This window comes from Dyadobacter sp. HNCC25DJ185 (genome assembly GCF_056895195.1).
This window is the reverse complement of the sequence record NZ_JBXHAR010000017.1, coordinates 67037-78648: the sequence shown is the minus strand read 5'-3', so window position 1 is coordinate 78648 and position 11612 is coordinate 67037. Positions and strand designations below refer to the sequence as shown.

The following is an 11612-nucleotide window of genomic DNA, read 5'->3' as shown; positions in this document are numbered from 1 at the left end:
TTTGCGACGACTATTACCTTGCAAAATGGCGTGCCGATTGAGAGTGTTTCCAAAATGCTTGGGCATACAAATATTCGGACAACTCAGATTTATGCAAAGATCCTGGACACAAAGGTTAGCGAGGATATGCAGGCTTTGAAAGGGTGGCTCTCCAAAAGGTCTGGTACGGAAGGTTATCGCTGCACCTTCTCTCTCGCGACCCCTCCTATTTGTGAGAGGGGATCGCGACAGAGAAGGTGAAAAAAATAATTGTCTAGCTTAAATTTCTTAATTTATCAAATGTTTAAAGCTCCCGTCTCATGGGACATTATGGGAGCGTTAGTCTGTTAGATACTTTGGAGAAAGACGTGGGCGAATATCACTTTGCTCATAAATTAATGATTACCTAATTTCTAGGATATTCACTAAAATAACGCTCAGATTGTGTTGTGTTTTTAAGATAACCGTGTACCAAATGTAATTCTGTTGCGTGCCTTTGTAAATTTGAATCCCAATTACTGCAATCAAAACAAACAAGATCTTCTGATTGCTTCGAAGTATCTAGCCCACCCTCCATTCCTATCGCGATCACAAACTTAGAATCCGGGTAAAGTAATCTGGTAACGAAGCAATACGATTCTAGCATTAACCTACGGAAATCGCGATATTCCCGCAAGGTTTCTTCTTTGGGATTATGATGGGGGAACGCGCCAAAAACATAAATTATACCCGACGGTTGCAAAGGCATTACCCGAACCCGTTTGTACTTTCTCTTTAACGGACCGGACAATACTTCTATAAATGCTTCTGACAAGTTTCTTCGGGCAAATCGCGTTTCTTTGGCTAGAAATCTTATCGCCATTTCCGCGTCATAAAAACCGCCACTACTAACATAGTCCTGGGTACCATTTACAGCATGCCTGATAAATCTCTCAATTAGATTGTCCCAGAAAAGGCTTACTTTATCTGCTTCTAACTTCCTGTGGAATAATTCACTTTCCTGTAAGCCGTTCCAGATACCCTCTTCAAACAAAATACCTCCAAAATCACTAGCCTCTGGATAAATAAAATCGTGCTCACCGTCCGAGTTATATGTTTTAAGGTAGTATGCTAACAATTCCTCCTCGCCGGTTACAGTGATCACTAATCCAGAAGTGAGAAATCGCTCCCGCCTTGTCAAATATGTCACGAAGTCAGTTACAGTATCAAGAGTAGTTAGAATCAACTCGAAGGATGCGTCGTCGAATATGTGAATGAATGTCTTACCGTCAGAAATGTCCCCGATGTGAAACGGCAAAATGTGATCGTTCTGCGATTTTATGATAGTATTTAATATCAAACTTCCCGACCCACTCCCAAAATGTTTTATACAAGATTCTCTGGTCCCATGAGCAATTAGTACTAAATGAAACCGAGTAGCACTTGTTATGTCTATCGGAATAGGAAATTTTCTGGTTTTTCTTGGATCAAGAAAAACCTCATTTGGAAAATTTCTAATGGCGCTCTCAGCGCCGCGAAGTTGTTTCTTTGAGTCAAAAATTGCGCTTCGAACCCATCTTGACCAGTTGACTTCTGGCCTTTCATGATTCCCGTAAATGCAGTGCTTGTCTGAAAAAATTATTATATCGTCACCCACTACCACTAAAAGGTCACAGAGTTCACTGGCCGGGACTCGACCCCGAAACACATTCGGATAGCTATAGAGTGATAGGAAGGTTTTCTCACAAATTTTTGCTAGGTATTTCTCTGACTCGTTATATCCTTTAATCATCGTATTGGAGAGTAATTATTCACAAGTAATTAACTAAATTTTTTAACTGCCTTCAAGCCATTAAAGAAAAGGTGATGTTAGCGAAATGTCTTCTGGGGGAACTTACTTGTAATTTTCAAATATTGAACTGTACAGGATGGGTCGGTTTTATAATTGACCGATTGCCTCTTAACCGCAATCGGCCAGATGTCAGTTTGTCTTACAAACTAATCTGGCCCGCCCAAACGCTCCGGAGTCGCTGGCGGGAGAGTTTTATAAATATTCCTATATAGATGGCAAAAACTCCAAGGCAATCAGAAAAGAATCATTGCTATCAAGAGATTTCAGAATCGATAACGGAACTATTATGCGAGTTTTGAAAGAGTGATTGCCGGAGTATTATGGAAGCCTAGCGTTACACCTTCACTCTGAAATCCCCTAGGTGTTGGTCGGATTGCAAGAGAAAATGAGATTGCTGACTATTTTGGTCAGTAATTCAGTATCAAGTTGCTTTTTGACATTTTATTTACCTCCCAAGCTCGCCTCCAGCTCAGCTGCTAATCCCTCTAAAATCTCTTCTTCTAGAGACTCAATTCCAAAATCGGAAAAAAATTCAGAGGGATCGACTTTTCTTAGATTTAGGACTTTTGATAAGTGACCTGATTGAACCCCAATCTCTCGATATGCAATTGTTGTCAATCCACTGAAGATAGTTGCAGATATTTCTGCAACCTCGTCATTCGAACAATCCCTAAATGGCATTAGTACCGTGATTATTCTCGGCATGCGTTCACAAATCACATTGAATACTGTGATGCCCAATTGCAGATCATTATTCGTTTCTTCAAAGCTTTCCAGTGCTCTATTAAATGCAAGGCAAAATATTATGTCAAGCACATCCCAAAATATTGCTTCAATCGAGAAATATGGGGAGACAATATGGTCAATATAACGATTCAGCGAATATTCCTTTCTGAGATCCAGATAAGACTCGCAATAATGCAGAGAACTCAATACGTCATCGAGCGAGAATAACACGTTCTCCAAATCTTTTCTGGTGATATTCCGAAAAGTACTAGAATGCTGGTGTAGCAATAGTAAAGCTTCGTCCAGGTTTAGATTTTGAAGCTCAATAAGAGCTCTTATACATTTTGGATCTCTGTCAATGTCTATGCAATTACGCAGAAACTCTTCCGTGACCGGTTTGAACCGATCATTTAGTTTGTAATTTTTTGTAAGCAAGTCAAATTTTAAATGTAAGAGGTACCGATTCCGGCTGTCAAATTCCAGCCCCCTATCAATCCAAAAGAGAGCTGTATCCAAACGATTGACCTTTTCATATGACAGTGCCATCCAGAAAAGCCCATCTACCATATTTTTTTGAAGGGCGCTTTCTGAGCTCATCACCATTTCAAATGATTCAATGGCCGCTTCGTATTTGTGCAAAATTCGTGCAAGAGTGATCCCCTTTGATAACAGGGCTTCCGGTAATCGCGGATTTAACGATAACGCTTTATCGTAGCAGTTTAATTCCTCTACGTAGTCGCCGATAGAGTGGTATGCACTTCCCAGATTTTTCCAACATTCAGCATGGTTAGGATTTCTCGATAAGCTGATTTTGAAGTTATCGATAGCATCATTATGTTGACCTAAACCATTTAAGGTATTAGCATAGTTGTAAAACATTTCGGGTGGCGAATCTTGCTCTAAATACTTAAAAAACAAGTTCTTAGCTATCATTACCCTGCCTTTGTCTCCTTCTGAGAAGCCGAGCTCTGCAAGTATACAGGCCTTGACTTGATAGAGATTTGGTGATTGCCAATCCAGCAAAAGAGTATTTATCTGATTCAACGCATCGTAGTACCTGTATGAACTGTAAAGACTCCAAATCAATGCCTGTCTTGCCTGCCGGGTCAGCTGCATTCTTTTCTTGAGCTCCTCAAATAGGTATATCGCTTGACTAAAATCATGCTTGTAATAAGCATTCCAAGCGGCGATTTCGAAATCAGCATGAAGTTGTGATATGTCGAAATCGGCAATCATTGATTTACGGTTGAAAGTCATTTGTACATGACTCGCAATTTCACCCCAATTTATTTCAGACAGTTTTCTTGATTTCTCAATCGAAAAAGTGTAGGTTTTACTAGATCGAGTGAGATCAATCGCAGTACTGTCTACCCATGTCCAATAAGCATCTTTACTATCTGCCTCGTACTGTACAACCATAATAGGTTCAAGTCTAACAGAAAAATATCGTAATGTGCTCGTTTTGAGAGTAGCTTTTGTAGCTTCAGAGTCTGAACTTCTTGCAGTACTTTTCAATTGGATCGAAAAATTCAGACCTGTGACTTGCCCATCTTGAACAATTTCAACGTGATAGTCAAGTCCGTAGTCATGGTCAGGAATATTAAAGATCCATTCATCAGGGAGGCACTTCTCCAAAAATTTCCTGGAGGTTGTTGAAAGTATATGATTCGGATGCCTTTGGGGTTTGTTCATTCTCCAGAAAGGTTCAAGGGGAAACTTATAGAGACAAAGGTACTTCTCTGGATTGTAAGTTGCCTCGTCTTTATAGGCAACCCAGATATGAAGACATTTGCATTTAGCTGTACAAAAGCCTTGGCTCGCTAGTGAATGTTATCAATGATTTTTACCTTGTCGTATACTTTCATACCCTGAGTCCGGCTTAACTCTATTGGGCTAGTAGGATTTGCTGCATCTCAGGTTGTCCTGTCAGTTAGACAAAGGATATAAGCTTATTGAATCTGGCCACGTAACCGCTCCGAGGTCACTAGCGGAAGAATTTTTACAAATTTTCATATCTTTGACATAATTGCAAACCAGCCACAACAATTTGGTGAGTGTCACGGTGAGTTCAAGATTTGACAGGGCGTAAAAAATTGATATACAATTTGTTACTCAGAAAACTATGATCCCAGCGGGATCACCAAAAGCGCCTCAAAGGGCGCTTTTCTTGTTTAAAATGGTTATTTTTTCACTGTTTTTGAAGATAAGCACATCATTCTGATTCAATCCAGATCAAGGCAGTCGGTAACCTGTTTTGCTTACTAGATTAGGTTACCGAATGGGCATGTCTGACAGAGGCGATTTTGACCAGGGTTTCTTCGATATCAATGTTTTGCCATACTACCGTCGGCCAAGCGGGTTTTAAATCCGCAGTTGAAGGAACTGGAAGAAACCGAAGTGATTGCAAAGAACATTGATCATGAGCTACCACCTAAGGTCGAATATCGCCTTATCGAGCGCGGAGAAACATTGATGCCCATTTTAAGGCAAATGAACGATTGGGGGACTGAAATTACCCATTTATTAAGACTATGATCCCGAACCGAACAGAAGCACTTGATTAACCATTGGACTCGGTTCCCGGTTGCCAAGTATTCCAAACACCCCACATCCCGGCGCATTATGACCAACTTGCAGGGTCAGATGTAAAACTGATTCCCGACCACTGAAACTGAAAGTCATGTATGGTCAATAAAGCGCTCGCGGAAAGGAATGGAACAGACGATCGGGGCATTAACGACCAACGGTTGGCTTTGCTTCACTCATACGAGCAATAAACGATTTCGTCGCTTTGTTGCAGAAATGCAGGAATTCTGAAATGGGCTTGTCGGGAAAATGCGGTTGCTAAGACTGGATGTTCTTTTCAATCAGCTTCCGCAAACGCTGATCATGCTCGTCGCCCCACTGGCCGATGGCACCGATGACAGGAATGAGTGACTTTCCGAATTCGGTGAGGAAATACTCGACTTTGGGCGGGACAACGGGGTAGATCACCTTCCCAACCAACTCGTGACTTTCAAGCTCTTTTAATTGCACGTTCAAGACCCGGCGGGACGCTCCCGGAATTTTACGTTGCAGCTCGCTGGGGCGTTGAAAACCTTCGTTGATAAACCACAAAAGCCGCATTTTCCATTTGCCATAAAGCACTTCACCAATCAGGTCGAGCCCGCAATTTAGGTCGGGCATTGTCTTTCTTTCGTACATATCGCAAAGATAAACATATGCATTTGGCGGTTCAATGGGGATAAATTTATCCCTATCTGAATCGTAAGTCCGTACTTGTCAGTAGGAAGCATACGCCCGAAATTTGTCCTAAACAAACGTAGAACGTGATGGAATTTAAGTTTGAAAACGAGCTCGCGGGCTTCCTGGTTTTACCCCGGGAGGCGTAGCTAACCGGTACCGAATAAGTGATGGACGGTGGCACAATTCCTACGATTTAAGCAAGCATTTACAATTTCATTTCCATACAAAAAACCATTTTTTAATTAACATAAACATTCACGATGATGAAACTTCCTGAAAACATAGCAGGCCTTATCAAGGCGCAAAACGAATCGGACAGCACGGCATTCGCAAATTACTTTACAGCGCGCGCAACCGTCTCCGATGAAGGATCGTCCTATGCGGGTAGAGAGGAAATTAAGCATTGGATACAAGAGGCAACTGCAAAGTATCATATGCAGTTAAAACCTTTGGATTTTGATCAAACAGGTTCGAAAGGAAAACTTACGGTGGAAGTGACCGGCACCTTTCCGGGCAGTCCGGTGGTTATGCATTATCATCTTGGTTTCGAGAATGCATTAATCAGCTCTTTGAAAATTACTGGTTAATGCCACATTTTAATTTTGCAATTAAAAAACATGATTAGAAAATGGCGGTTGACATGGACGGTTGCAGCTTTGACAATGCTGTTTCTATCAACACGATCTTCGGCACAAAAAGCCAGGTTTTTAAGCGAAAAGGAACCTGTTCAACGGATCAAAATTGCGCCTGAAAGCGTGTTCAACATGTTCCGCGAAGCTGGAATGAGGCCAGTAAACCGCACGCTGAATACAGCTGAACAAGAAAAAGTAAGCAATGCTTTCACCCAGTTGCCGCCACTGCACCGGCGAATTTTGAAACAACATTTGCTTAGCATCAGCTTTATGGACAACATGCCGAATACGGCATTAACGTCGCCGATGGATCCTGTCGGCGGCATTAAAATGTTTAACATTACGTTTCGCGCCAGCTTATTGGATGAGAATATTTCGGAATGGGCGACCTGGAAAGAAAATTCCTGCTTCTCGCCGGTAGCTGATTCCAGTTATAAAGTACGCGTGGAAGGCGGCAGGTTAGACGCGATCGTTTATGTGCTTCTGCACGAGGCCACGCACATTGTCGACTTAGTAACAGGCATCACCCCGCACCCCGACGATGCAAATGCAATTGTGGAATCCACGCCTTTTACAAAAGACATTTGGCGACTGATGAATAGGCCTGCCGATCGATATATAGATTCCCTGCTGGAACAAACGCGCTTTCGGAGTGGCAAACCGGTTTCCATCTCCCTGGCACCGGATACTTATACCAAACTTTCGAAAACGCCATTTCCTTCTTTATATGCAATGGCAGCATGGTCCGAGGACATCGCTGAGCTTGCAACCATTTTTCATCTCACGACAAAGTTGAATCAACCATTTTATATTGTAGTTACGAAAAACGATCTGGAAGTAAGCCGGTTTGAACCTATGCAAAATGTACTGGTCAGGGAGCGATTGGATCAACTTTCGACTTTTTACAAGCCCTGATTTTGCCTTCCGGGAAAAATGTACAAGGTGCATGGCCCGTGATCCATTCTCCTGCGCCGATCAGCCTGCCACCTTTGTCTTGTCAAAATAGAACGGGAATCGGCTAACGGACTTCGGGATTTCGCAAACCGCATCGGCGTGCAGTGGTGGCTTTTTGCCGTTGCCGCATTCCACGCGCGCTTAAATGGACTTTTCGCTGCGCGTTACCAAATCGGCAGCAAAGATAAATCCCTTGCATGCGCTTAAATCAGTGTAAGATTTTTAAAATTCTTTGTATGCTCAAAAATATGCACAGCTATGTTTTTTGAGCGGAGTCCGCGCATTTGGGATTCCCCCAGTTGCTTTATCTTGAAGAGTTTCTTCTGGTAGATTAAAAATGATCGCATGTCGCGTGTGTGAAATTAACCGAGGCAGATCGGAATTTAGCTGACCGCTCAGTTGGCAATCTCCTGAAACAGCACGTCTTCTTTTGAGATTGTCAATTCTGGTTTTCCCTTTATTTCAAGCCTGCTCTGTAATCCACTCCACGTCTAAAACATCACGCAACCTATTCAGGCTTTCCCTTGACAGCAACTTGAACGCCAATCCGATAAACGCGTACCTGATGACTAAAATCTGGCCAATTGCGACCAATATCAGGATAGGTGAAAACTCATCGGATCCACTGAAAATGATTGAAAGGAGCCCGACAATAGGGAATGCCAAAAATAGGCTTAACAAAAACCTGAATATCTTATTGATTTCAACTTCCACATAGCCTCCGTCAGTATCAATCTCTCCTGTCATCACGCAAAAAGATCCTTTTCCAATTGCAGATGAAATCAGTTTGAACTGATTCCCATTTAAAATACCCCGGAACGATTTCTCAGTAAATTGAGAAGTCAGGGAATCTGACTTCTCGGTTCTGCGAGCGAGGCGTTTCAACGTTTCATCGCAGGTATCAACGAGCCTAAATTCAAGTCTCCTGGTAGGGAATATTTTCATTGTTCAGTATAAAAATCAGTTTGCACCACCGAATGGTGTCTCATCGAATGCGAAGCGCATGTATGTTTTTATAATAAGTCTGATAACGCGCCTTTGAAACGATCGCCAAAAGGAATTCGCTTACTACCGATCATTAATTCGTTTCGGCCAATCGCGGTAATATGTGAAATGCCAACCAGGTAGGAGCGGTGAACCCGCCGAAAGTGAGCGTCGGGAAGTAAATCGGCAATGGATTTCATGGTCATGTGCGTGATGTGATCGCCCTGCGTGGTTTTGATGATCAGATAATCTTTGATCGATTGAACAAAAATGATGTCCGGATGTTCAAGTTTAAGCAACTTTCCATTGACTTTAAAGAAAGTATATGAGATCTGCGGTTCCCTGATCTGAACACTTTGAAAGCGGGCGATACTTTTGGCTAATCTTTCAAAAGTAACAGGTTTCATCAGATAGTCTACCGCGTTCAAGTCATAACTATCGGGCCCATACTCGGGAAAAGCAGTTGTAAATATCACGGCAGGAGGATTTTTAAGGCTTTTGATAAAATCGATGCCATTGAGCACTGGCATTTTGATATCCAGAAAAACAAGGTCCGCTGCCGCCCTGCTCACCACTTCAAAAGCCTCAATGGCGTTTGCATATTTTCCTATCAGCCGCAGCTCAGGCATACGGGCGATATGGCTTTCCAAAACCTGCCGTGCCAAAGGCTCATCGTCGATCACAATACAATTGATCATCTCGATTTCAGAACGATGCTTAAACGTACTTCATAATGGACTGAATCTTCCAAGATCTCGATTTTGTGGGTTTGCGGATAAAGCAGCGCCAGTCTTTTCTCTGCATTGGCAAGTCCGATTCCACGGCTAACGCCATCAACATGGGCCGTAGGTTTGCTGTTTTTTGCTTCCATAATTAATTCATTTTCCAAAAGGCAGATGGCAATCTGAATATAGCCGGAACCGACCTCTTCCCGTGCGCCGTGCTTAAAGGTGTTTTCAATAAATGGTAAAAGTAAAAGTGGTTCGATCACAACCGCACTGTGGATACCTTGTGTGTCAAACTGTATGACAATATTTTCGGAGAACCGTACCGACTCTATCGCAATATAATTGCTGATAAAGTCAATCTCCTGCTGCAACCGGACTTCGGCGCTGGTGGAATCGTACAAAATATAACGCATCATTTCCGTATGTTTCGCTACCAGGTCCGCTGTTTTATCGGACCGTTCGAGGGCCAGAGCGTAAATGTTATTAAGGGTATTGAAGAAAAAATGAGGCTGCAGCTGGATTTTTAACATATTGAGTTCCGTCTCTAATTGTTGTCTCCTCAGCTCCTCCACCATTCCGGCCAAACGGGTATATCTCAAATAATAAGCCAATGAAGTAATGACAAGTATTTCGCGAAAAATATACACGAAGCTAAAATGGATCGACTGGTTTGCCTTATACCACTTCGCTGCGTTTGAACTCATTGTCCCAGGAAGGAAGGGGAGATGGGCAACCAGCCAGTAACCGCAAACGGTATAAAAATTGAACAGAACCAGAAATAGCGGCAAAAACGCAAAGAAGATCAAAAACCGCCTCTCCAGCAGATATCGCTGAGCAAGGAACTTATAGTAAATCCAGAACGGCACCATATTGAGCGTGCCGTAAACCAGCCGCTCAGGTATTTCCTTCATAAAAAGGGTTGCCGAGTTGCGCTCGCAGAAGTTGTATTCGAAGCTCGATACCATTGGGAAAAGTATGAAATAGGCCAGGAAGAAAATCATCTCCGCCGTGGTAATCCCGTATTTTGCCTGATCGCGATGCAGCTTCATGCCAGAAAATTAGCGAAAAGTTTAGTTGTGAAATGACGCTGCTGTCCCCAGCCACCGGTTTTCGACAAAACCAGTCATTTTTTCGACCAGCAGGTTCCTGGCGGCGCCCTGTCGAAATATTCTCCCGCCTGGTCTAAATCCGGGAAAGGCCTTCGAAAAACAAGCTAATTTTCCGAAAATCAAACCCCTGTTTCAAATGAAAGGAGCTCATTCACTGCCCATTGCCCTTCTGATTTTTCTAATGCAACAGGCGGCATTCTCGCAGAATGCTGCCGAAGTAATTACCTTGGTGAAGCGGTCGCAGGCTAACCTTACGAACGTTTCTTATACCTTACAGCGGACAGATACCCTGGTCACCGGCGACATCAGGACCATGTCCGGGCGGGCCGTCATGGAGGTCCATGCAATCGATAAGCTTTTTGGGTTCCTTTTCTGGTCACAGCGGAATGGATTTGCCCAGCAGACCGTTTACGACGGGCGTTTGGCCTATGTGGCCGATACGGCCACTAAAACATATCGGATGATTTCCAACCCCTCAGATCAGCTCTTATATGGAACTACGGGCGGACAAATGATCGTAAAAGACCTGATTGTCCTGGACACAACCAAGGCGCAAAGCTTTACGGTCTCACAAGATCGGGATCATTATTATCTCATCATGAAATATCAGGATTTGCCCGAGCACGACGTCATCAAACGGTACAAAGCTGTGACGATCGATAAAAAGTTTATGCTTCCCGTGGCCGTAAGGCAACACCAGGAGACTCTGGGCAAAGTTCAGGACCTGAATTTCCTGATTGAAGATTTGAAAATGAACCAGAGTGAAGTTTACAATTTCCAGGAACCCGGTTTTCTCCGGATGTACAAACAGGAAGTCGCTAAGCTGAAAGCCGAAAACCCTTTATTTCAATTAAAAGGAAGGAAGGCACCCCGGATCGACCTACCATCTTTCGAAGCAGGTAAGTCGTATCCGCTGGCAGCCGCAGGCAAAGTAACCTTGCTGGATTTTTGGGAGGCATGGTGCGGGCCTTGTATCGTATCCATGCCAAAGATCCAGGAGCTGTACGAAAAATATAAGGATACCGGATTACAGGTATTTGGCATTGTCCATGAAAGCGATCAGCTGGACATTTCAAGAAAACGGGCTGAAAAAGCAGGTACCACCTTTCCGATGCTCATCGGCAACGCCCAATCCAGAGCTGACTACCATGTTGCCGCGATCCCTCTTTACGTGCTGATCAACCGGGAGGGAGAAGTGATTTATCTGCATGAAGGCCTTTCAGACGAACTTGAAAGGGAAGTCCAAAAGGCATTGGCCAGATAGATCGTGTTTGTGTCAGACCGTGTGTTCTTCGCCTGGCCGCCTGTCGGGGAGGGGTGCTGAGGCAATACGGTAAGTTGCGCAGCGACCTCTGCAAACTAAAAACACCGGAGAGTACGTATAGTATTTACTGAAATAGATTTTGACTATTAAAATATAGAA

At 43.3% G+C, this 11612-nt stretch carries 11 protein-coding genes; 5 read left to right on the top strand and 6 right to left on the bottom strand.

Annotated elements, in window-relative coordinates; translation table 11 throughout:
• Positions 1-240, top strand: a 240-nt coding sequence (locus AC1XUF_RS31370; RefSeq protein ID WP_483345833.1) for a tyrosine-type recombinase/integrase, incomplete at its 5' end; no start/stop codon positions are given.
• Between the two features lie 145 nt (positions 241-385).
• Here the strand turns inward: AC1XUF_RS31370 and AC1XUF_RS31365 are convergent.
• Together AC1XUF_RS31365 and AC1XUF_RS31360 are read right to left on the bottom strand one after the other, a co-directional pair.
• Complete coding sequence (locus AC1XUF_RS31365; RefSeq protein ID WP_483345832.1) at positions 386-1750, bottom strand: hypothetical protein; 1365 nt, start codon at positions 1748-1750, stop codon at positions 386-388.
• 501 nt (positions 1751-2251) lie between these two features.
• Positions 2252-4228 carry a DUF4365 domain-containing protein gene (locus AC1XUF_RS31360; protein ID WP_483345831.1) on the bottom strand — a complete coding sequence of 659 codons (1977 nt, stop codon included), beginning with the start codon at positions 4226-4228 and terminating at the stop codon, positions 2252-2254.
• A gap of 705 nt (positions 4229-4933) precedes the next feature.
• On the opposite strand from AC1XUF_RS31360, the gene AC1XUF_RS31355 reads away from it, so the two are divergent.
• Entirely contained in the window at positions 4934-5071 is a 138-nt protein-coding gene (locus AC1XUF_RS31355) for a winged helix-turn-helix transcriptional regulator (protein ID WP_483345835.1), read from the top strand.
• A 309-nt stretch (positions 5072-5380) separates the two neighbouring features.
• Here AC1XUF_RS31355 and AC1XUF_RS31350 read toward each other — a convergent pair whose 3' ends face one another.
• The gene (locus AC1XUF_RS31350; RefSeq protein ID WP_483345830.1) at positions 5381-5740 is read right to left on the bottom strand and encodes a winged helix-turn-helix transcriptional regulator; all 360 of its coding nucleotides are present in this window, start codon (positions 5738-5740) and stop codon (positions 5381-5383) included.
• Positions 5741-6042: 302 nt separating this feature from the next.
• Here AC1XUF_RS31350 and AC1XUF_RS31345 point away from each other — a divergent pair, with 302 nt between their 5' ends.
• Positions 6043-6369, top strand: coding sequence for a nuclear transport factor 2 family protein (locus tag AC1XUF_RS31345; protein WP_483345829.1), 327 nt, complete (start codon positions 6043-6045; stop codon positions 6367-6369).
• A 30-nt stretch (positions 6370-6399) separates the two neighbouring features.
• The gene (locus AC1XUF_RS31340) at positions 6400-7329 is read left to right on the top strand and encodes a hypothetical protein (RefSeq protein ID WP_483345828.1); all 930 of its coding nucleotides are present in this window, start codon (positions 6400-6402) and stop codon (positions 7327-7329) included.
• A gap of 501 nt (positions 7330-7830) precedes the next feature.
• On the opposite strand, the gene AC1XUF_RS31335 is transcribed toward AC1XUF_RS31340, so the two are convergent.
• The 3 genes from AC1XUF_RS31335 to AC1XUF_RS31325 form a co-directional block, all read right to left on the bottom strand.
• On the bottom strand, positions 7831-8313 hold the full coding sequence (locus tag AC1XUF_RS31335) for a hypothetical protein (RefSeq protein ID WP_483345827.1): 483 nt from the start codon (positions 8311-8313) through the stop codon (positions 7831-7833).
• A gap of 68 nt (positions 8314-8381) precedes the next feature.
• The gene (locus AC1XUF_RS31330) at positions 8382-9050 is read right to left on the bottom strand and encodes a LytR/AlgR family response regulator transcription factor (protein ID WP_483345826.1); all 669 of its coding nucleotides are present in this window, start codon (positions 9048-9050) and stop codon (positions 8382-8384) included.
• Entirely contained in the window at positions 9047-10129 is a 1083-nt protein-coding gene (locus tag AC1XUF_RS31325) for a sensor histidine kinase (protein WP_483345825.1), read from the bottom strand. Before AC1XUF_RS31325 ends, AC1XUF_RS31330 begins: the two co-directional genes overlap by 4 nt.
• A gap of 196 nt (positions 10130-10325) precedes the next feature.
• On the opposite strand from AC1XUF_RS31325, the gene AC1XUF_RS31320 reads away from it, so the two are divergent.
• The gene (locus AC1XUF_RS31320) at positions 10326-11453 is read left to right on the top strand and encodes a TlpA family protein disulfide reductase (protein WP_483345824.1); all 1128 of its coding nucleotides are present in this window, start codon (positions 10326-10328) and stop codon (positions 11451-11453) included.
• Positions 11454-11612 lie beyond the last annotated feature (159 nt).